General features: G+C 75.7%; 21 protein-coding genes and 1 riboswitch. Of the genes, 20 read left to right on the top strand and 1 reads right to left on the bottom strand.

The features are described from left to right. Positions 1-37: 37 nt before the first annotated feature. The 5 genes from ACZ6Q9_RS22680 (at position 38) to ACZ6Q9_RS22660 (ending at position 6,817) form a co-directional block, all read left to right on the top strand. Positions 38-2,158 (top strand): primosomal protein N', encoded by a 2,121-nt coding sequence (locus ACZ6Q9_RS22680; protein ID WP_396829526.1) that lies wholly within the window; start codon positions 38-40, stop codon positions 2,156-2,158. A gap of 442 nt (positions 2,159-2,600) precedes the next feature. After that, positions 2,601-3,584 (top strand): AAA family ATPase, encoded by a 984-nt coding sequence (locus ACZ6Q9_RS22675; protein ID WP_393263765.1) that lies wholly within the window; start codon positions 2,601-2,603, stop codon positions 3,582-3,584. Between the two features lie 197 nt (positions 3,585-3,781). Beyond that, on the top strand, positions 3,782-4,342 hold the full coding sequence (gene def, locus ACZ6Q9_RS22670; RefSeq protein WP_393263763.1) for a peptide deformylase: 561 nt from the start codon (positions 3,782-3,784) through the stop codon (positions 4,340-4,342). A gap of 7 nt (positions 4,343-4,349) precedes the next feature. Then, on the top strand, positions 4,350-5,276 hold the full coding sequence (fmt, locus tag ACZ6Q9_RS22665; protein WP_393456496.1) for a methionyl-tRNA formyltransferase: 927 nt from the start codon (positions 4,350-4,352) through the stop codon (positions 5,274-5,276). Beyond that, entirely contained in the window at positions 5,273-6,817 is a 1,545-nt protein-coding gene (locus ACZ6Q9_RS22660; RefSeq protein ID WP_393456499.1) for an RsmB/NOP family class I SAM-dependent RNA methyltransferase, read from the top strand. Before fmt ends, ACZ6Q9_RS22660 begins: the two co-directional genes overlap by 4 nt. Before the next feature lie 75 nt (positions 6,818-6,892). On the opposite strand, the gene ACZ6Q9_RS22655 is transcribed toward ACZ6Q9_RS22660, so the two are convergent. Continuing rightward, positions 6,893-7,783, bottom strand: coding sequence for a septum formation family protein (locus ACZ6Q9_RS22655; protein ID WP_396829484.1), 891 nt, complete (start codon positions 7,781-7,783; stop codon positions 6,893-6,895). A 262-nt stretch (positions 7,784-8,045) separates the two neighbouring features. Here ACZ6Q9_RS22655 and rpe point away from each other — a divergent pair, with 262 nt between their 5' ends. From rpe to ACZ6Q9_RS22580, 15 genes are all read left to right on the top strand, one after another. Continuing rightward, positions 8,046-8,726, top strand: coding sequence for a ribulose-phosphate 3-epimerase (gene rpe / locus ACZ6Q9_RS22650; protein WP_396829485.1), 681 nt, complete (start codon positions 8,046-8,048; stop codon positions 8,724-8,726). A 1-nt stretch (position 8,727) separates the two neighbouring features. Next, the gene (locus ACZ6Q9_RS22645) at positions 8,728-9,684 is read left to right on the top strand and encodes a GGDEF domain-containing response regulator (RefSeq protein WP_393263758.1); all 957 of its coding nucleotides are present in this window, start codon (positions 8,728-8,730) and stop codon (positions 9,682-9,684) included. 80 nt (positions 9,685-9,764) lie between these two features. Continuing rightward, positions 9,765-9,936: riboswitch (FMN riboswitch) on the top strand. A 161-nt stretch (positions 9,937-10,097) separates the two neighbouring features. Next, entirely contained in the window at positions 10,098-11,159 is a 1,062-nt protein-coding gene (ribD, locus tag ACZ6Q9_RS22640; RefSeq protein ID WP_393263756.1) for a bifunctional diaminohydroxyphosphoribosylaminopyrimidine deaminase/5-amino-6-(5-phosphoribosylamino)uracil reductase RibD, read from the top strand. A gap of 1 nt (position 11,160) precedes the next feature. After that, on the top strand, positions 11,161-11,859 hold the full coding sequence (locus tag ACZ6Q9_RS22635) for a riboflavin synthase (RefSeq protein ID WP_393263754.1): 699 nt from the start codon (positions 11,161-11,163) through the stop codon (positions 11,857-11,859). After that, on the top strand, positions 11,859-12,557 hold the full coding sequence (pnuC, locus tag ACZ6Q9_RS22630; protein ID WP_357457685.1) for a nicotinamide riboside transporter PnuC: 699 nt from the start codon (positions 11,859-11,861) through the stop codon (positions 12,555-12,557). The genes ACZ6Q9_RS22635 and pnuC overlap by 1 nt, the downstream gene beginning before the upstream one ends. Next, positions 12,554-13,819 carry a bifunctional 3,4-dihydroxy-2-butanone-4-phosphate synthase/GTP cyclohydrolase II gene (locus ACZ6Q9_RS22625; protein WP_393263752.1) on the top strand — a complete coding sequence of 422 codons (1,266 nt, stop codon included), beginning with the start codon at positions 12,554-12,556 and terminating at the stop codon, positions 13,817-13,819. Before pnuC ends, ACZ6Q9_RS22625 begins: the two co-directional genes overlap by 4 nt. A 2-nt stretch (positions 13,820-13,821) precedes the next feature. Beyond that, positions 13,822-14,319, top strand: coding sequence for a 6,7-dimethyl-8-ribityllumazine synthase (gene ribH, locus ACZ6Q9_RS22620; RefSeq protein ID WP_350708915.1), 498 nt, complete (start codon positions 13,822-13,824; stop codon positions 14,317-14,319). A 138-nt stretch (positions 14,320-14,457) separates the two neighbouring features. Further along, the gene (locus tag ACZ6Q9_RS22615; protein ID WP_088947482.1) at positions 14,458-14,721 is read left to right on the top strand and encodes a phosphoribosyl-ATP diphosphatase; all 264 of its coding nucleotides are present in this window, start codon (positions 14,458-14,460) and stop codon (positions 14,719-14,721) included. 45 nt (positions 14,722-14,766) lie between these two features. Then, entirely contained in the window at positions 14,767-15,612 is an 846-nt protein-coding gene (gene hisG / locus ACZ6Q9_RS22610; RefSeq protein WP_393263751.1) for an ATP phosphoribosyltransferase, read from the top strand. Beyond that, positions 15,609-16,643, top strand: coding sequence for a DMT family transporter (locus ACZ6Q9_RS22605; RefSeq protein WP_393263750.1), 1,035 nt, complete (start codon positions 15,609-15,611; stop codon positions 16,641-16,643). Before hisG ends, ACZ6Q9_RS22605 begins: the two co-directional genes overlap by 4 nt. Further along, on the top strand, positions 16,640-17,113 hold the full coding sequence (locus tag ACZ6Q9_RS22600) for a PH domain-containing protein (protein ID WP_393263749.1): 474 nt from the start codon (positions 16,640-16,642) through the stop codon (positions 17,111-17,113). Before ACZ6Q9_RS22605 ends, ACZ6Q9_RS22600 begins: the two co-directional genes overlap by 4 nt. Before the next feature lie 368 nt (positions 17,114-17,481). After that, entirely contained in the window at positions 17,482-18,108 is a 627-nt protein-coding gene (gene infC, locus ACZ6Q9_RS22595; protein ID WP_357457708.1) for a translation initiation factor IF-3, read from the top strand. Between the two features lie 19 nt (positions 18,109-18,127). Beyond that, positions 18,128-18,322, top strand: coding sequence for a 50S ribosomal protein L35 (gene rpmI, locus ACZ6Q9_RS22590; protein WP_007458415.1), 195 nt, complete (start codon positions 18,128-18,130; stop codon positions 18,320-18,322). Positions 18,323-18,353: 31 nt separating this feature from the next. After that, positions 18,354-18,746 carry a 50S ribosomal protein L20 gene (gene rplT, locus ACZ6Q9_RS22585; RefSeq protein WP_184184750.1) on the top strand — a complete coding sequence of 131 codons (393 nt, stop codon included), beginning with the start codon at positions 18,354-18,356 and terminating at the stop codon, positions 18,744-18,746. Positions 18,747-18,778: 32 nt separating this feature from the next. Beyond that, a complete protein-coding gene (locus tag ACZ6Q9_RS22580; RefSeq protein ID WP_393263748.1) occupies positions 18,779-19,618 on the top strand; it encodes a TrmH family RNA methyltransferase in 840 nt (279 codons plus the stop codon). Positions 19,619-19,795: the final 177 nt, after the last annotated feature.

Here is a 19,795-nt window from a genome sequence, read left to right as displayed (position 1 = left end):
CGCTGCGGGGTCGCCGGTCGCTCGCGTCTGCGTCGACCTGCCCCTGGCCCACCTGGACCGCCCGTTCGACTACCTCGTCCCCGCCGAGCTGGACGCCGACGCCGTTCCCGGCACGCGGGTGAAGGTCCGCTTCGCGGGGCAGCTCGTCGACGGCTGGCTGCTGGAGCGGGCTGACGACTCGGGGCACACCGGCCGACTGGCGTACCTGGAGAAGGTCGTGTCGCCGGAGCCGGTGCTCGCCCCGGAGGTCGCCCGGCTGGCCCGGGCGGTCGCCGACCGCTACGCCGGCAGCCTCGCCGACGTGCTCCGCCTCGCCGTACCGCCCCGGCACGCCCGGGTGGAAAAGGACGTCCGCGCCCGCGACGCGCCCGCGCCGGCCGGGGACGCGCCCGCGCCGGCCGGGGACGCGCCCGCGCCGGCCGGGGACGCGGCGGTGTCCGCCAGAGGCGCCGACGTGTCCGGCGGAGACGCCGCGGCGCCGGAGGGCGGCCGCACGGCGTCCGGCGGAGGCTCCGGCGTGCCGGACGACGGTCCCGCCGAGGTCGCCGTGCCCGAGGTCGCGGTGCCGGTGGACGCCCCGGCGGGCGCCGGGCCGGTGGTCGGGCCCGGTCCGGACGCCTGGCGGGACTACCCGGCCGGGCCGGCCCTGCTCCGGGCGCTGGCCGACGGGCGGGCACCCCGCGCGGTCTGGTCGGCGCTGCCCGGGGAGGACTGGCCCGCCCGGTACGCCGAGGCCGTCGCCGCGACCGTCGCCGGCGGCCGGGGCGCGGTGGTGGTGGTCGCCGACAACCGCGACCTGGATCGCCTCGACGTCGCCCTGCACGCCGCCCTGGGCCCGGGGCGGCACGTCTGCCTCTCCGCCGCCCTCGGCCCCGCCCGGCGCTACCGGGCGTTCCTCGCCGCCCGGCGCGGCGACGTGCCCGTGGTGGTCGGCACCCGCGCCGCGATGTTCGCCCCGGTCGCCCGCCTCGGCCTGGTGGCGATCTGGGACGACGGCGACGACCTGCACGCCGAGCCCCGGGCCCCCTACCCGCACGCCCGGGAGGTGCTGCTCACCCGCGCCCAGCTCGGCGACGCCGCCGCCCTGGTCGGCGGGTTCGCCCGCACGGCCGAGGCGCAGCTGCTGGTGGAGACGGGGTGGGCCCGCGAGGTGGTGGCCGACCGGGCCACCCTGCGGGCCCGGATGCCGGCGATCGCGCCCACTGGCGACGACCCGCAGCTGGCCCGGGACCCCGGGGCGGCCACCGCCCGGCTGCCCAGCCTGGCCTGGACCACCGCCCGCGAGGCGATCCGGGCCGACCTGCCGGTGCTGGTCCAGGTGCCCCGCCGCGGCTACCTGCCCTCGGTGGCCTGCGCCGAGTGCCGGACCCCGGCCCGGTGCCCGCACTGCGCCGGGCCGCTCGCGCTGCCCTCGGCCGAGGGCACCCCGGCCTGCCGGTGGTGCGGGCGGGTCGCCGCCGCGTACGCCTGCCCGGAGTGCGGCGGGCGGCGGCTGCGCGCCTCCGTCACCGGCGCCCGGCGCACGGCCGAGGAGCTGGGGCGGGCCTTCCCCGGCGTGCCGGTGCGCACCTCCGGCCGTGAGGAGGTGCTCGCCACCGTGCCGGGCGGCGCCGGCCTGGTCATCGCCACCCCCGGCGCCGAGCCGGTCGCCGAGGGCGGCTTCGGCGCGGTGCTGCTGCTGGACTCCTGGGCCCTGCTCACCCGGGCCGACCTGCGGGCGGGGGAGGAGGCGCTGCGCCGCTGGCTGGCCGCCGCCGCGCTGGCCCGCCCCGCGGCCGGCGGCGGCCGGGTGGTGGTGGTCGCCGACGGCGCCCTCGCCCCGGTGCAGGCGCTGCTGCGCTGGGACGCCGCCTGGTTCGCCGCCCGGGAGCTGGCCGAGCGGCGGGAGCTGGGCTTCCCGCCGGCGGTGCGGATGGCCAGCGTGACCGGCCCGCCGGCGGCGGTGGCCGACCTGCTGGCCGAGGCCCGGCTCCCGGCCGAGGCCGAGCTGCTCGGGCCGGTGCCGGCCGACGGGGAGCGGGAGCGGATGTTGGTCCGGGTGCCCCGGGCCCGGGCGGTCGCGCTGGCCGGTGCGCTGCACTCGGCGGCCGGGGTGCGCACGGCGCGCAAGGCCGTCGACCCGGTCCGTCTCCAGGTGGACCCACTCAGCCTCTTCTGACCGGGACGACACCCGCGCCGCCCGCGACCACGGCCGGGCCGCCGGCGGTCCGTCGCCACGGCCGGTCCGCCGGCGGTCCGTCGCCACGGCCGGGCCGCCGGTGATCCGCCGCCCTGCCCGGGCCGCCGGCGGTCCGTCGCCACGACCGCGATCCCTCGCCACGGCCCTGCCGCCCGTGATGGGCCGCCCGTGATCCGCCGCACGGTCCCGCCGTTCCGGGCGCCCGACCGGCCCGCCGTCGCACGCCGGGTACGGCGGGCGGCCCGCGATCGGGTGATAGCATCGCCCGTCATGCCGGGGCGTACGACGGCTCCAGGTCGGGGCGCGGCGTCAGACGCGCCGAGCTGGAGTTGTCGCAGGATCGCGCGACGATGGCGGGAGCGCGTCGGTTCGGCGCGATGTCGATGATGTCAATCAGCCGGTGATCAGGGGTGGACCAGTCGTGACCGTTCGTCAGTCGATCGTCTTCAATGGTGACCTCGGCAGCGGCAAGAGCACCGTCTCGGTGGAGATCGCGAAGCGGCTCGGCCTGCGCCGGGTCAGCGTCGGTGACCTCTACCGGCAGATGGCGCAGGAGCGGCAGATGACCGCGCTTCAGCTCAACCTGCACGCCGAGCTGGACCAGGCCGTCGACGGCTACGTCGACCAGCTCCAGCGGGACATCGCCGCCTCGGGCGAGCGGCTGGTCATGGATTCCCGGCTGGCCTGGCACTTCTTCACCGACGCGCTCAAGGTGCACATGATCACCGAGCCGGGCGAGGCGGCCCGCCGGGTGCTCGCCCGCCCCTCCGGCCCGGCCGAGAGCTACACGTCGCTGGAGGAAGCCACGGCCAAGCTGCGGGAGCGCAGCGAGAGCGAGCGGGGCCGGTTCATCGTCCGCTACGGGGTGGACAAGGCACGGCTGCGCAACTACGACCTGATCTGCGACACCACCCGCGCCTCGGCGGACGAGGTCATCGAGCACATCGTCGACGCGTACGAGGGCCGGCTGTGCGCGGACGTGCTGCGCGACGCCCCGCCGCTGCTGCTGCTCGACCCCGCCCGGGTCTACCCGACCGAGGACATCGCCGCCCTGCGCGACCTGTGGGACTCGGAGTTCGTCGGCGACGTCGCCGCGGCCGGCGACGAGGCGCTGGAGCCGCTGCGGATCGGCTACACGGGGGAGTACTTCTTCGTCGTCGACGGGCACCGCCGGCTCAGCGCCGCCCTGCAGAACGGCTTCCGCCTGGTGCCGGCCCAACTCGTTGCCGAGGTCGACGAGCAGGTGGTCGGCGGGATGAGCGCGGTGGACTACTTCGCCGCCCAGGCCCGGCCGACCCTGATCCACGACTGGGAGGCCGCCCACAAGATCGAGCTGCCGCTGCCGGAGCACGCCCTGCTCGGCGGGGGCACGGTGCTGGCCGGGGAGCCGGGCGCCGGCGCCTGAGCCGCCCGGTCGGCCACACCTCAGGACCGGCAGCTGTTCCGCGGGCGCCCGCGGGCCGACCGGACGTACGACCGGCTGCGTGGTGATCATCGACACGGAACCGGCGGCGGCGCAACGCGGTACGCCGCCCGGGACGGCTCCCGGCACTCCGTAGACTGGTACGGCACCACGTCGTCCAGCCGAAGGAGCCACGCCGAGTGACCGTCCAGCCCATCCGTCTGTTCGGGGATCCGGTGCTGCGCACGCCGGCCGATCCGGTGGTCGACTTCGACGTCGAGCTGCGCAAGCTCATCGCGGACCTGACCGACACGATGCGCGAGCAGAACGGCGCCGGCCTCGCCGCGCCGCAGCTCGGTGTGGGCCTGCGGGTGTTCACCTTCGACGTCGACGACGTGCTGGGCCACCTGGTCAACCCGGTGCTGGAGTTTCCCGACGCCGAGGAGCAGGACGGGCCGGAGGGCTGCCTGTCCATTCCGGGCCTCTACTTCGACACCAAGCGCCGGCAGAACGTGATCGCCAAGGGCTTCAACGGCTACGGCGACCCGCTGCAGATCGTCGGTACCGGCCTGATGGCGCGCTGCGTGCAGCACGAGACGGACCACCTCGACGGGGTGCTCTTCGTGGACCGGCTGGACCCGGCCGGCCGCAAGGAGGCGATGAAGGCGATCCGCCAGGCGGAGTGGTACGACCCGGCCGCCCCGCCGACGGTGAAGCTCAACCCGCACACCGCCAGCAGCCCCTTCGGCCTGGGTCGGTGAGCCGCCCGTGCGCGTGATCTTCGCCGGCACCCCGGCCGTCGCCGTACCCGCCCTGGCCGCCGTGGCGGCCTCCCGCCACGAGCTGCTCGCCGTGGTCACCCGCCCCGACGCGCCCGCCGGGCGGGGGCGCGGGCTGTCCCGGTCCCCCGTCGGGGCGTGGGCCGACGAGCACGGGATCGAGGTGCTCACCCCGGCCCGCCCGCGCGAGCCGGAGTTCCTGGACCGGCTGCGCGAGCTGGCCCCGGACTGCGTCCCCGTGGTGGCCTACGGCGCGCTGGTGCCGCCGGCCGCCCTGGAGATCCCCCGGCACGGGTGGATCAACCTGCACTTCTCCCTGCTGCCCGCGTGGCGCGGGGCCGCGCCCGTCCAGCACGCCGTGCTGCACGGCGACGAGCTGACCGGGGCCAGCGTCTTCCAGCTGGAGGAGGGCCTCGACACGGGGCCGGTCTACGGCACGCTCACCGACGAGATCCGCCCGGCCGACACCTCCGGCGACCTGCTGGAGCGGCTCGCCCACTCCGGCGCGGGCCTGCTGGTGGCCGTCCTCGACGCGATCGCCGACGGCACCGCCCGGGCCGAGCCGCAGCCCGCCGACGGGGTGTCGCTGGCGCCGAAGCTGACCGTGGAGGACGCCCGGGTGCGCTGGGCCGACCCGGCGTTCGCGGTGGACCGGCGGATCCGGGCCTGCACGCCGGCGCCCGGGCCGTGGACGACCTTCCGGGGCGAGCGGGTCAAGCTCGGCCCGGTCGCCCCGGTGACCGACGGCCCCGAGCTGAAGCCGGGTGAGCTGCTGGTGGAGAAGTCCCGGGTGCTGGCCGGCACGGCCACCGTCCCGGTGCGGCTCGGCGAGGTGCGGGCCGCGGGCAAGCGGGCGATGGCGGCGACCGACTGGGCGCGCGGCGCCCGGGTGGCCGCGGGGGAGGAGCTCGCGTGACGGGCCCCGAGCGGTCCTCCGGCGACCGTTTCCCGGCGGAGCGACGCGGTGAGCGGCCCGGTGGCCCCGGGCGCGCCGATCGCCCGGCGGGCGATCGCCGCGGCGACCGGCCGGCGGGGGGCGGCCGGTGGGGCGCCCGCCCCGGCGGCGACCGGCGCGACGGCGGCCGGCGCCCGGCCCGCCCGGCGGTGGACCTGCCGCGGCAGGTCGCGTACGAGGCCGTCGCGGCGGTGCACCGGGACGACGCGTACGCCAACCTGGTGCTCCCGTCGCTGCTGCGTGACACCGGGCTGACCGGCCGGGACGCGGCCTTCGCCACCGAGCTGACCTACGGCACGCTGCGCCACCTCGGCACCCTCGACGCGATCCTCACCGACGCGGCCGGGCGGGACGTGCAGCGCATCGACCCGCCGGTACGCGACGCGCTGCGGCTCGGGGCGTACCAGCTCCTGCACACCCGGGTGCCGGCGCACGCCGCGGTCTCCTCGACCGTCGACCTGGTCCGCGCGGTCGGCCCCGGCGCGACGGGCTTCGCCAACGCGGTGCTGCGCGAGGTCGCCGGCCGGGACGCGGACGCCTGGGTGGCCAAGCTCGCCCCGCCGATGGAGACCGACCCGATCGGGCACCTCGCGCTGGCGTACAGCCATCCGCAGTGGATCGTGCGGGCCTTCGCCGAGGCGCTCGGCGGCGACCTCGGCGAGACCGCCCGGCTGCTCATCGAGGACAACGAGCGCCCGCCGGTGCACCTGTGCGCCCGGCCCGGGCTGGCCGACCCGGTCGCGCTGGCCGACGAGGTCGGCGGGGCCCCGGGGGCCTTCTCCCCGTACGCCGTCTATCTCTCGGGCGGGGCGCCCGGCGACCTGCCGGCGCTGGCCGAGGGGCGGGCCCACGTGCAGGACGAGGGCTCCCAGCTGGTGGCCAACGCCCTGGCGGTGGCCCCGCTGGACGGCCCGGACGGGCGCTGGCTCGACCTGTGCGCCGGCCCGGGCGGCAAGTCCGGCCTGCTCGGCGCCCTCGCCGCGCAGCGGGACGCGCGGCTGACCGCCGTCGAGGTCTCCGAGCACCGGGCGCGGCTGGTCGCCCAGGCCACCCGGGGCCTGCCGGTGACCGTGCTGCACACCGACGGCCGCACGGTCGGCGCCGACCCGAAACTGCCGGAGGCGCACTTCGACCGGGTGCTGGTCGACGCTCCCTGCACCGGCCTGGGGTCGCTGCGCCGCCGGCCGGAGTCCCGCTGGCGGCGCGAGCCGTCGGACCTGCCGCCGCTGACCCGGTTGCAGCGGGAGCTGCTCGCCGCGGCGCTGCGGGCCGTCCGTCCGGGCGGCCTGGTCGCCTACGTGACGTGCTCCCCGCACACCGTGGAGACGCACGTGACGGTGACCGAGGCGGCCCGCCGCTCGGGAGTGCCGGTCGACTTCGTCGACGCCCGGCCGCTGCTGCCGGCGGGGATGCCCGGCCTCGGCGACGGGCCGACGGTGCAGCTGTGGCCGCACCGGCACGGCACCGACGCGATGTTCCTCGCGGTGCTGCGCCGCACCTGACAACGGACGCCCGACGGGGCGGTCACCCTCGGGTGGCCGCCCCGTCGCGGGTCGGTCCGGTGCCGGTCCGGGCGCTCAGGTGACCGGCAGACCCTTCGTGCCGGCGCCCTTCACGGAGCGGGTCAGGTTGCGGTCGCTGACCCAGAGGAAGCACTGCACGCCCCGGTTGCCGTTGCGCCACTCCTGCTCGAGGGGGTGGTAGAAGATCGAGCCCGCCCGGTACTTCAGGTCGCCGTTGTTCGGCACCTTGACGTACTTCGCGATCAACGCGCGGCAGGCCCGGTGCACCCCGAGGCTGTCCCGGGTGAAGGCGTCGTAGCTGGTGTCCGGGGCCCGCCAGACGCCGACGAACTCGGCGTGGTGCTTGCTGGTGCAGGCCACCGCCACCATCTCCCGCACCTCGTCGTTGCTCAGCTTGGGGTTGAAGCAGCGGTGGGCGAGCGGGGCGGCGCCGGCCAGGGCGCCCTTCAGGCTTCCCGTCCGGGACTTCGCGCTCGGCTCGTCGAGGCTGGTCTGCTCGCTCAGGTCGCAGCGGAACCAGCGGGCGCCGCCGCCCCACGCCTGCGGCGACGGCAGCACGACGCCCAGCCCGAGCCGGCCGGAGCGCCAGTCCCCGCCGACCACCTCGTTGACCTTCGTGTCGCACTCGGCCCGGGCGGCGCGCATGCCGGCCGAGCCGGCCGGCGGAGGAGTGCTGCGCTCGGTCGCCGCCCCGGTGAGCGTGCCGACGTGCACGGTCTCCACGCGGTGCGACTCGGCGCAGTCGACCGGGTTGTAGGCGGTGAGGTAGCCGACGTCCTGGATGTCCCGGTGGCAGACGCCGTTGGCGGGGACGAACGCCTGCGGTGCCGCGGGCGCCGGCCAGTCGTCGGTCAGGTCCCCGTCGGTGCCGGCCGGGGTGCCGCAGCCGGCGAGCACCAGGGCCGCCACCGCGCCGGCCGCGGCCGCCGTCCACCACCGTCGCATCGCCCCGACCTCCCGCCGATCGTGGTCCGGGCGGCGCGAGGCGGCCGGACACGTCACGGTGCGGCAGCATACGGCACCGCGCTCACATCGCGGGGAGTCCCTGCGGGCCGGCGCCCCGCATCGAGCGGGTCGGCTTCCGGTCGTCGCTCCACAGGAAACACCGCACCCCGGTCGATCATCACCAGTGGTCACCGCCGGGTCACCCGGTGTCGGTGGGTGGCGCGCTGCGGGCGGCCGATCACCGCGTTCGTACACTGGCCCCGTGACCGTACCGCCGCCGATCGTCGCGCCCAGCATCCTCGCCGCCGATTTCGCCCGCCTCGCCGAAGAGGTCCGTGCCGTCGAGAACGCCGCGGACTGGTTGCACGTGGACGTCATGGACAACCACTTCGTACCCAACCTGACCATCGGGCTGCCCGTGGTGCAGAGCCTGCGGGCCGCCACCAAGCTGCCCTTCGACGTGCACCTGATGATCGAGGACCCGCGCCGGTGGGCCCCCGGCTACGCCGACGCCGGGGCGTACAACGTCACGTTCCACGCCGAGGCGTGCGACGACCCGGTGGCGCTGGCCAAGGACCTCCGCTCGGCCGGCGCGAAGGCCGGGCTGGCGATCGACCGGGACACGCCCATCGAGCCGTACCTGGAGCTGCTGCCGAGCTTCGACACGCTGCTGATCATGACGATCAAGGCGGGCTTCGGCGGGCAGCGTTTCATCCCGCAACTGCTGGACAAGGTGCGCGCCGCCCGCCGGCACGTCGACAGCGGCCACCTCGAACTGCGCATCGAGGTCGACGGGGGGATCGCCGCCGACACCATCGCGCAGGCGGCCGAGGCGGGCGCGGACGCCTTCGTCGCCGGCACCGCCGTCTACGGCGCCGACGACCCCGCCGAGGCCGTCCGGAAGCTGCGGGCACTCGCGGAACGCGCCGCCCCCGGGGCCTGACGTGGAGCCCGCCGGCGACCGCAAGGACATCATCCTCGTCGTCGACGACGACGAGGACATCGCGCGCTTCGTCGAGTTCAACCTGCGGCTGCACGGCTTCGAGGTGATCCACGCCGGCGACGGGCAGGAGGCGCTCGAGGTGATCGAGCGACAGCGGCCCGACCTGGCCGTGGTCGACCTGATGATGCCGCGCATCGACGGGCTGGAGCTGACCCGGCGGCTGCGGGCCGACCCGATGACCTCGGCGCTGCCGGTGATCATGCTGACCGCCAAGGGCATGACGGTGGACAAGGTGCACGGGCTCAGCGCCGGCGCCGACGACTACCTGGTCAAGCCCTTCGACACGGCGGAGCTGGTGGCCCGGGTCAGCTCGACGCTGCGGCGCAACAAGGAGTTCCGCGAGGTCTCCCCGCTGACCGGGCTGCCCGGCAACAGCCGGATCCGCCGGGAGATCTCCGACCGGGTCCGCAGCGGCGTCGACTACGCCGTCGGCTACATCGACATCGACCGGTTCAAGAGCGTCAACGACCGGTACGGCTTCGTGCGCGGCGACGACTTCATCTCGGCCCTGGCGCGCAGCCTGCACCGGGCGGTGGTCTCGGTGGGGCTGCCGCCGGCCTTCCTCGGCCACGTCGGCGGCGACGACTTCGTCATCGTCTGCACGCCGGAGCAGGTGCGTCCGCTCACCTCGCGGGTGTCCGCCGACTTCGAGAAGGCCGCCGACTCGCTCTACGACCCCGCCGACGCCGCCCGCGGCTACGTGGAGCTGAAGGACCGGCGGGGCAACATCCGGCGCGCCGCCCTGGTCACCCTCTCCATCGGCGTCTCCATCTCCGACGCCAACAAGCGGTTCACCGACCCCCTCGAGGCGATCGCGGTCGCCTCCGAGATGAAGACGGTGGCCAAGAGCCAGCCCGGCTCGTACGTGGCGGTGGACCGGCGACGCGGGGTGACGTGACCGCGTATTCCCGCTGTGAAGTAGCTCGCCTCGGTGGCGCCACCCCCCGTCGGGCGTGTAAGACTGCCGGTGTACCCACCACGCGCTGGCGGGACTCGGTGTAATTCCGAACCGGCGGTGATCCACGGCGTGACCGTGGTAAGCCCGCGACCCGGTCGGCCTCGTGCCGCCCGGTGGACCTGGTGAGAATCCGGGGCCGACGGTTGGGGGCGGGAAACCGCGCCCAGACAGTCCGGATGGGAGACAGCGCGCGGGACGGACGGGCCCTGCCCGGCCGCTGACCTCAGCGTGCCGTGCGCGCCCCCCGGGTCGGCTCCGCCGTACCCGGACCTCCGCCGCCGCACGCCCGCGGCCCGTGCCGTTGCCTCCCGTGACCCGCCCGCGCGCCGACCGGCGAATGAGAGGGCAGGGCAATGGGGGGCGTCTCCGTCGACGAGGCGATGCGTCGCGCGGTCGAACTCGCCGCGCGCGGTCTCGGCACGACCAGCCCCAACCCCGTGGTCGGCTGCGTGCTGCTGGACGTCGACGGCCAGGTCGTCGGCGAGGGGTTCCACGCCTACGCCGGCGGGCCGCACGCCGAGATCGTCGCGCTCGCCCAGGCGGGGGAGCGCGCCCGCGGCGGCACCGCCGTGGTCACCCTCGAACCCTGCGACCACACCGGCCGCACCGGTCCCTGCAGCACCGCGCTGGTCCAGGCCGGCGTCGCCCGGGTGGTCATCGCCGTGCCCGACCCCAATCCGGTCGCCTCCGGCGGGGCCGCCACGCTGCGCGCCGCCGGGGTCCAGGTGGACCTGGGGGTACGCGAGGTGGAGGCCGAGGCCGGCAACATCGCCTGGCTCACCTCGATGCGCCGCGGCTGGCCGTACGTGATCTGGAAGTTCGCCGCCACGCTGGACGGCCGGTCGGCGGCGGCCGACGGCACCAGCATGTGGATCACCTCCGAGGCGGCCCGGATGGACGTGCACGCGCTGCGCGGCACCGTCGACGCGGTGATCGCCGGGGTGGGCACGGTGCTCACCGACGATCCCCGGCTCACCGCCCGCAACCTGCGCGACGGCACCCTCAGCATCCGGCAGCCGCTGCGCGTGGTGGTGGACTCGGCGGGGCGTACGCCGGTCGACGCCCGGGTCCGCGACGGCGCGGCCCGGACGTGGGTCGCCACCGCCGCGGAGGTCGGCGTCGGGCCCGACGGTCGGGTCGACCTGCCGGCGCTGCTCGCCGCGCTGCACGGGCGCGGGGTCCGGGCGGCGCTGCTGGAGGGGGGCCCCACGCTGGCCGGCGCCTTCCTCGCCGCCGGCCTGGTCGACAAGATCGTCGGCTACGTCGCGCCCCGGCTGCTCGGCGCCGGCCCGACCGCCCTGGTGGACGCCGGTGTGACCACCATCGCCGAGGCCATCGACCTGGAGTACGTCGACGTCACGCAGGTCGGACCGGACCTGCGGATCACCGCGCTGCCCCGGAAGAGGGAGGGCTGACATGTTCACCGGCATCGTCGAGGAGTTGGGTGAGGTCGTCCGGATCACTCCGACGGCGGGTGACTCGGCGCTGGTCGCGGTCCGCGGCCCGCTGGTCACCTCCGACGCCCGGCACGGCGACTCGATCGCGGTCAACGGCGTCTGCCTGACCGTGGTGGACGCCGTCGACGGGGTCTTCACGGCGGACGTGATGGGGGAGACGCTGCGCCGCTCCGCGCTGGGCGGGCTGCGGGCCGGCGACCCGGTCAACCTGGAGCGGGCCGCCGCGCTCGGCAGCCGCCTCGGCGGGCACCTGGTGCAGGGCCACGTCGACGGCGTCGGCGAGGTGCTCGCCCGGGAGCCGGCCGCGCAGTGGGAGACCGTCCGGTTCCGCCTGCCCGCCGCCCTGGCCCGGTACGTGGTGGAGAAGGGCTCGATCACCGTCGACGGCGTCTCGTTGACCGTGGCCGACGTCGGCCCGGACTGGTTCGCCGTCGGGCTGATCCCGACCACGCTGAAGCTGACCACCCTCGGCGCGCGGGGCGTCGGCGACCCGGTCAACCTCGAGGTGGACGTCCTCGCCAAGTACGTCGAGCGGCTGCTCGGCGCCCGGCTGGCCGACCCCGGCCGCCCCGAGGCCGGCCCGCCCGGCGGGCTCCCGGGCACGGGCGCCCCGGTCGCCGGCCTGCCGGACGCCGCCGCGGCGGGCGGGGCGGCCTGATGGGCCCGCTCGGGTGGCTGCTCGACGCGCAGCTGAGCATCGGCGGCTCGCCGGTGCTGGTCCGGGAGATCGTCGGCAACGGCTTCGGGCTGGCCTCGGCCCTGTTCGGCCTGCGCCGGGTGGTCTGGGCCTGGCCCGTCGGCATGATCGGCAACGCGCTGCTGTTCACCGTGTTCCTGGGCGGGGTCTTCGCCACGCCGCAGGCGCACGACCTCTACGGGCAGGCCGGCCGGCAGGTCTTCTTCTTCGCGGTCAGCCTCTACGGCTGGTGGCGCTGGTCGCGCAACCGCCGCCACGGCGGCGACGACGACCAGGCCGCCGTGGCGCCCCGCTGGGCCACCGGCCGGGAGCGGCTGGGCCTGCTGGCCGCCGCCGTCCTCGGCACCGCCGCGTTCTACCCGGTGCTCGCCGCGCTGGGCTCCTGGGGCCCGCTGCCGGACGCCTGGATCCTCACCGGCAGCCTGCTGGCCACCTACGGCATGGCCCGCGGCTGGGTGGACTTCTGGCTGGTCTGGATCGCCGTCGACGCCGTCGGCGTGCCGCTGCTGCTACGCGGTGGGTTCTACCCCTCGGCGGCCATGTACCTCGTCTACGGCGCCTTCTGCGCCTGGGGCGTCGTCGCCTGGTGGCGCACCTCGCGGGTCGCCCGCCCGGCGCCCGCCCCGATCCCGCAGACCTACTCGGAGGCCGTGGCATGACCACCTTTGGGAGCATCGAGCAGGCGGTGGCGGACATCGCCGCCGGCCGGCCCGTCGTCGTGGTCGACGACGCCGACCGGGAGAACGAGGGCGACCTGATCTTCGCCGCCGAGTTGGCGACGCCGGAGCTGCTCGCGTTCATGGTGCGGTGGACGTCCGGCTACATCTGCGTGCCGCTGACCGAGAGCGAGTGCGACCGGCTGGACCTTCCGCCGATGCACCACACCAACCAGGACCGGCGGGGCACCGCCTACACGGTGACCGTGGACGCCCGGGAGGGGGTCAGCACCGGCATCTCCGCCGCCGACCGGTCGCACACCATCCGGCTGCTCGCCGACCCCGGCACCGGCCCGACCGACCTGGCCCGCCCCGGGCACGTGGTGCCGCTGCGCGCCCGGGAGGGCGGCGTGCTGCGCCGGCCCGGGCACACCGAGGCCGCCGTCGACCTGACCCGGCTGGCCGGGCTGCGCCCCGCCGGCGTGCTCTGCGAGCTGGTCAACGACGACGGCACCATGATGCGGCTGCCGGACCTGGAGAAGTTCTGCGCCGAGCACGCGCTGACCCTGGTCACCATCGCCGACCTGGTCGCGTACCGGCGGCGCACCGAGAAGCAGGTCGAGCTGGTCGCCGAGGCCCGGATGCCGACCCGGCACGGGGTGTTCCGGGCGCTGGGCTACCGCAGCGAGCACGACTCGGCCGAGCACGTCGCCCTGGTCATGGGCGAGATCGGCGACGGGCGGGACGTGCTGGTGCGGGTGCACTCCGAGTGCCTCACCGGCGACGTCTTCGGCTCGGTGCGCTGCGACTGCGGCCCCCAGCTCGACGCGGCCCTGGACCGGGTCGCCGAGGAGGGGCGCGGCGTGGTGCTCTACGTGCGCGGCCACGAGGGGCGCGGCATCGGCCTGCTGCACAAGCTCCAGGCGTACCAGCTCCAGGACCAGGGCCGGGACACCGTGGACGCCAACCTCGACCTGGGCCTGCCGGCCGACGCCCGGGACTACGGCACCGGCGCGCAGGTCCTCTACGACATCGGGGTGCGCTCGATGCGGCTGCTCACCAACAACCCGGCCAAGCGGGCCGGCCTGGAGGGCTACGGGCTGACCGTCACCGGCCGCGAGGGGCTGCCGGTGCGGCCGCACCCGGAGAACGTGCGCTACCTGCGCACCAAGCGGGACCGGATGGGGCACCTGCTGGACGAGCTGGACGAGGTCACCGAGGCCCCGATGGGCCGGCCGGTCCCCGGCGACGAGATCGGAGCGTAGACATGGCAGGTTTCGGGGAGCCGGGCGTGACGGCGGTGGACGCCGCCGGAATGACGGTCGGCGTGGTTGCCGCGCGGTGGCACGGGGAGCTGACCGACCACATGCTCGACCGGGCGGTCGCCGCCGCCGAGGCGTGCGGGGCCCGCGCGGTGACCGCCCGGGTGGCCGGCTCGGTCGAGCTGCCCGTGGTGGCCCAGGCCCTCGCGCGCCGTTGCGACGTGGTGGTCGCGCTCGGCGTGGTGGTCCGGGGCACCACCGCCCACTTCGACTACGTCTGCCGCTCGGTGACCGACGGGCTGACCCGGGTCGCGCTGGACGAGGGCAAGCCGGTGGCGCACGGCGTCCTCACCGTGGACACGATCGAGCAGGCCCGGGACCGGGCGGGGCTGCCCGGCTCGGCGGAGGACAAGGGCTGGGCGGCCACGGTCGCCGCGCTCGACGCCGCCCTCGCCATCCGGGGCATTGCCACCAGCGGCCACCGGGTCGGCTTCGGCGGCTGAGCGCCGGGGCCGGCGGTGGGGCGGCCGGGTCGATCGACCGGCGTGGGCCGTCCCACCCCTCGGGAGGATGCGGTGGGGAAGACGACGCGGCCGGACCCGGAGCACGAGACCTCGGCGGGCGGCTGGAAGAATCGCGGCGTGAAGACGTTCGAGGAGTTGTTCGCCGAGCTGCAGGCCAAGGCCGCCGCCGGCACCCCTGGCTCGGGCACGGTCGCCGCGCTCGAGAAGGGCGTGCACTTCATCGGCAAGAAGGTCGTCGAGGAGGCGGCCGAGTCGTGGATGGCCGCCGAGCACGAGGGGCCGGAGCGGACCGCCGAGGAGATCTCCCAGCTGCTCTACCAGGTCCAGGTGCTGATGCTGGCCAGCGGCCTCGACCTGAAGGACGTCTACCGACATCTGTGAGTGCGCCCCGACGTTGATCAGATCCGATCGAAGGAGCACTCCGTCATGCTGCGTGTCGCCGTACCCAACAAGGGCGCCCTGGCCGAGAAGGCCGCCCAGATGCTGCGCGAGGCGGGCTACCGCCAGCGCACCGACCCCAAGGACCTCGTCTGCCGGGACGAGGCCAACGACATCGAGTTCTTCTACCTGCGGCCCAAGGACATCGCCACCTACGTCGGCTCCGGCGACCTCGACGTCGGGATCACCGGCCGCGACCTGCTGATCGACTCCGGCGCGCCGGCCGAGGAGGTGGTGGACCTCGACTTCGGCCGGGCCACCTTCCGCTTCGCCGCCCGCCCCGAGGACGTCGACGACGTACGGGAGCTGGGCGGGCACCGGATCGCCACCGCGTACCCGGGGCTGGTCGAGCGGCACCTGGCCGAGCTGGGCGTGAAGGCCGACGTGATCCGCCTGGACGGGGCGGTGGAGAACGCCATCCGGCTCGGCGTCGCCGACGTGGTCGCCGACGTGGTGGAGACCGGCACCACGCTGCGCCAGGCCGGCCTGGTGGTCTTCGGCGAGCCGCTGCTGCGCTCCTCGGCGGTGCTCGTCCGCCGCACCGGCGCGCCGGCGCACCCGCAGTCGGAGCAGCTGCTGCGCCGCCTGCACGGCGTCCTGGTGGCCCGCCGCTACGTGATGCTCGCGTACGACGTGCCGGCCGGCCTGCTGGACCGGGCCAGCTCGCTGACCCCGGGCATCGAGTCGCCGACCGTCTCCCCGCTGCACCGCGAGGGCTGGGTGGCCGTGCAGGCGATGGTGCTCAGCGACGACGTGCACCGGATCATGGACGAGCTCTACGAGCTCGGTGCCCGCGCGATCCTCGTCACCAACATCCACGCCTGCCGGCTGTGAGCGGCCCACCCGCGGCGGCGGGCATCCCGGCCCGGCCGGTGCCGCGCGTCCTGCCGCCGTGGGCGGCCATGGTGGTGGTCACCCTCGCCGGGTTCGCCTCGGCGGCGCAGGGCGTGGCCAACGCCGAGCTGGGCGAGCGGGCCGGCAACGCCACCCTGGGCGCGGTGGTCAACAACCTCGGCGGGACGCTGCTGATCGGCGTCGGGGTGCTGGCACTGCCCTCGGCACGCGCCGGCCTGGTCGCGTTGCGCCGGGCCCGGCTGCCCTGGTGGGCGTACCTGGGCGGGCTCGGCGGGGCGGCCATCGTGCTGCTCGGCGCGTACATCGTCCCGGTGCTCGGGGTGGCGGTCTTCACCATCGCGCAGGTGGCCGGCGGCAGCCTCGGCGGGCTGGCCGTGGACCGGGCGGGGCTGGCGCCGGTCGGGCGACTGGCGCTCACCCCGGCGCGGGTGGCCGGCGCCCTGCTGGGCGTGACCGCCGTGGCGCTGGCCCAGCTCGGCCGGCCCGTCGGCGACCTCGCCCTCGGGCTGGTGCTGCTGGCCGTGGCCGGCGGGGTGGCCGTCGCGCTCCAGTCCGCGCTGAACGCACGGGTCTCCGCCGCCGGCTCGGCCGTCGCCGGGGTCGCGGTCAACTTCGCCACCGCCACGCCGGTGGTGCTGCTCGTCGCGGCGCTGGCCGGCGTCCTGACCGGCCCGGCCCCGACCTGGCCGGACGCCTGGTACCTCTACACCGGCGGCCTGCTCGGCGTGGTCATCGTGGCGAGCCTGGTGGTCGGGGTGCCCGCGATCGGGGTGCTGCGTACCGGCCTGGCGTTGGTCGCCGGGCAACTGGGCGGCGCCCTGCTGCTGGACGCGCTGGTGCCGGGCGGGCCGGGCGTCCGGCTGCCGGTGCTCGCCGGCGCGCTGCTGACCCTGCTGGCCGCGCTGATCGCCGGTTGGGGCTCCGCCCGGTCGCGTACCCGCGCCGAGGTGCCGTCCGCCCGTGTGGCGGCGGACGAGCGGCCCGGAGCGGGTGGCAGACTGGTGGGGTGAGTGAAACCGAGACGATCCGCCTCCGCCCGCGCCGCATCCGGGTGGTCTGCTGGACCTCGGCGGCCGTGCTCCTCGTGGTGTTCAGCCTGGTGGCCACCTCGCTGACCGGGGCAACCGGCAACGGCTACGGCAGCTTCCAACGCGGCGACCAGGTCGCGATGGTCGGTCTCGGCGTGTTCGGTGCCCTCGGCTTCCTGCTCTTCACCCGGCCCCGGGTGGAGGCGGACGGGCGCGGTGTGCGCGTGCGCAACGTCCTCGGCTCGTACGAGCTGCCGTGGGAGGTCGTCCGCGGGGTCCGCTTCGACCGGGGCGCGCCCTGGGCGAGCCTGGAGCTGCACGACGACGATCTGCTGCCGATGGTCGCCCTGCAGGCCGCCGACAAGGAGCTGGCCGTCGAGGGGGTCCGCGCGCTGCGCCGGCTGCACCAGGCGCACCAGGCCCGCCTCGCCGAGGGCGCGACCGGCCGCTGAGCCGCCGCCGGCGAGGCCGCTGGCCCGCCCCCGGGGGTGCCCGGTTTGGGGGCGCTCGGGCGAGGGTGTAGTGTTGTCGAGTCGACCAGGCTGTCTCCGCGTGCGAGCAAGTCGCCCGTGACCAGACAGCCATGAAAGAGGAGCGCCTGCTCCCACCCGAGTCGCCGCCACGGTGGCCGGGTCCGGTCACCGGTTCCGGGCACGTCCCGGCGCCGGATGCGCGATCATGTGATTGTGCCGACCGGTCGAGCGGGCCCTGGCATGCGCCGGGGCCTTCTGCTTTCCGGGTCGGCTCCCATCCGGGAGCCGCGGGGTCGGCCACGCAGGAGACTTTGACTCGAGGAGGCCCCATCAGCGTCGAACCACGCGTGAACGAGCAGATCCGGGCACGTGAGGTCCGACTGGTCGGCCCCGAGGGTGAGCAGGTGGGCATCGTCCCGCTGGAGCGCGCCCTTCAGCTGGCCGCGGACGTAGACCTGGACCTGGTCGAGGTTGCGCCGATGGCGCGCCCTCCGGTGTGCAAGCTCATGGACTTCGGCAAGTTCAAGTACGAGAGCGCACTGAAGGCGCGCGAAGCGCGGCGTAACCAGCAGCAGACCGTCATCAAGGAGATGAAGCTCCGGCCGAAGATCGACCCGCACGACTACGAGACCAAGAAGGGTCACGTGGTGCGGTTCCTCAAGGCCGGCGACAAGGTCAAGGTGACGATCATGTTCCGCGGTCGCGAGCAGAGCCGCCCGGAGCTGGGTTACCGGCTCCTGCGCCGGCTCGAGTCGGAGATCTCGGAGCTGGGGTACGTCGAGGCCGCGCCGAAGCAGGACGGCCGAAACATGATCATGGTGCTTGCGCCGCACCGCGCCACGAAGGCCGCCGCAGTCGCCGCGACGGCCGCCCGGGGCGGGCCGCGGGAGCGGGAAGCCGAGGGCGCCGCCCCGGCCGGCGAGACCGCAGCGGCCGGTGACACCGGCACAGTCGCCGAAACCAGCGGCGAGTAACAGGGGAGAGACGTTCCACATGCCGAAGATGAAGAGCCACACGGGGATGGGCAAGCGGGTCAAGGTGACCGGCAAGGGCAAGATCGTTGCCCAGCAGGCCGGCCTCCGGCACAACCTGGAGAAGAAGCCCTCCACCCAGACCCGTCGGCTGACCGGCACCGTCGTGCTGGCCAAGGCCGATGTCAAGCGCATCAAGAAGCTGCTCGGCCGCTGACGCGCGCCACCTGACGTAAGAAGGAGTTGAGATGGCACGCGTCAAGCGGGCTGTGAACGCCCAGAAGAAGCGCCGTACCCTGCTGGAGACCGCGAGCGGCTACCGCGGTCAGCGCTCCCGCCTCTACCGCAAGGCCAAGGAGCAGGTGCTGCACTCGATGCAGTACGCCTACCGGGACCGTCGCGACCGCAAGGGCGACTTCCGGCAGCTGTGGATCCAGCGGATCAACGCGGGCGCCCGCGCCAACGGGATGACCTACAACCGCCTGATCCAGGGCCTGCGCCTGGCCGGCATCGAGGTCGACCGCAAGATCCTGGCCGACCTGGCCGTCAACGACGCCGCCGCGTTCGCGGCGATCGTCGAGCTGGCCCGGGCCGCGGTCACGGCCGAGGGCACCGGCGGCGCGGCGGCCCAGGCCGCCTGATCCCCGCGCACCAGCAGATCGAGGCGTCTCCCATGCAGTCACCATCGCGCGGGAGACGCCTCGACGCTGTCTCCGGCCCCTTCACCCCGCGTACCCCCAGGGTGGTCGCCGCCCGCCGGCTCCAGCGCCGCCGGGACCGCGAGGCCACCGGCCGGTTCCTCGCCGAGGGGCCGCAGGCGGTCCGCGAGGCCCTGGCCCGCCCGGGGGTGGTCACCGAACTCTTCGGTACGCCCACCGCCCTCGACCGGCACGCCGACCTGGCCGCCGGCGCCGCCCGCGCCGACGTGCCGGTCTCCGAGGTGACCGACGAGGCCCTGGCCGCCCTCGCCGAGACCGTCGCCCCGCAGGGCCTGGTCGCCGTCTGCCGGCACCTCGACGTGCCCCTGGAGCGGGCCCTGGCCGGCGGGCCCCGCCTCGTCGCGGTGCTCGCCGAGATCCGCGACCCGGGCAACGCCGGCACCGTGCTGCGCACCGCCGACGCCGCCGGAGCCGGCGCGGTCGTCTTCGCCGGCGACGCCGTCGATCCGTACAACGGCAAGTGCGTCCGGGCCTCGGCCGGCAGCCTCTTCCACGTCGACGTGGTCCGCGCGCCCGACCCGCTGGACGTGGTCGCCGCGCTGCGCGCCGCCGGCCTCACCGTGCTCGCCACCACCGGCTACGGCGAGGACGACCTCGACGACCTCGCCGACGCCGGCCGGCTCGCCGCCCCCACCGCCTGGCTGTTCGGCTCCGAGGCGCACGGCCTGCCGGAGGCGCTCACCGGCGCCGCCGACGCTCGCGTCCGGGTGCCGCTGCACGGGCGCGCCGAGAGCCTGAACCTGGCTGCGGCCGCCGCCGTCTGCCTGTACGCTTCAGCGAGAGCGCAGCGGTGACCGGACACCGGTCCCGCGAGGCACCCAGCAGAGGAGAGCATCCGCCCGTGAACGCGCCACGGCGTTCGTTTAGCCAGCCCGCCGGTGTCGGCGGGCGGCGGGCCTGACCTGCTTTCCGCGCAACTCCCACCGGCGGGCTGCGGCACAGCCGCGCGTCCGTAGACTCGCTTCGCCGCC

It is taken from the genome of Micromonospora sp. NPDC049139 (assembly GCF_055586845.1).
Note: the sequence above shows the minus strand (reverse complement) of the source record. Positions and strands in the feature narration are given on the sequence as shown.

Excerpts from the sequence above, each read along its gene's own strand:
- ACZ6Q9_RS22655 (WP_396829484.1), bottom strand. The coding sequence starts at position 7,783 with ATGCGACGGTGGTGGACGGCGGCCGCGGCCGGCGCGGTGGCGGCCCTG.
- hisG (WP_393263751.1), top strand. The coding sequence starts at position 14,767 with ATGCTGCGTGTCGCCGTACCCAACAAGGGCGCCCTGGCCGAGAAGGCC.
- ribH (WP_350708915.1), top strand. The coding sequence starts at position 13,822 with ATGGCAGGTTTCGGGGAGCCGGGCGTGACGGCGGTGGACGCCGCCGGA.
- rpmI (WP_007458415.1), top strand. The coding sequence starts at position 18,128 with ATGCCGAAGATGAAGAGCCACACGGGGATGGGCAAGCGGGTCAAGGTG.
- pnuC (WP_357457685.1), top strand. The coding sequence starts at position 11,859 with ATGGGCCCGCTCGGGTGGCTGCTCGACGCGCAGCTGAGCATCGGCGGC.
- ACZ6Q9_RS22580 (WP_393263748.1), top strand. The coding sequence starts at position 18,779 with ATGCAGTCACCATCGCGCGGGAGACGCCTCGACGCTGTCTCCGGCCCC.
- rplT (WP_184184750.1), top strand. The coding sequence starts at position 18,354 with ATGGCACGCGTCAAGCGGGCTGTGAACGCCCAGAAGAAGCGCCGTACC.
- ACZ6Q9_RS22635 (WP_393263754.1), top strand. The coding sequence starts at position 11,161 with ATGTTCACCGGCATCGTCGAGGAGTTGGGTGAGGTCGTCCGGATCACT.
- ACZ6Q9_RS22625 (WP_393263752.1), top strand. The coding sequence starts at position 12,554 with ATGACCACCTTTGGGAGCATCGAGCAGGCGGTGGCGGACATCGCCGCC.
- ribD (WP_393263756.1), top strand. The coding sequence starts at position 10,098 with ATGGGGGGCGTCTCCGTCGACGAGGCGATGCGTCGCGCGGTCGAACTC.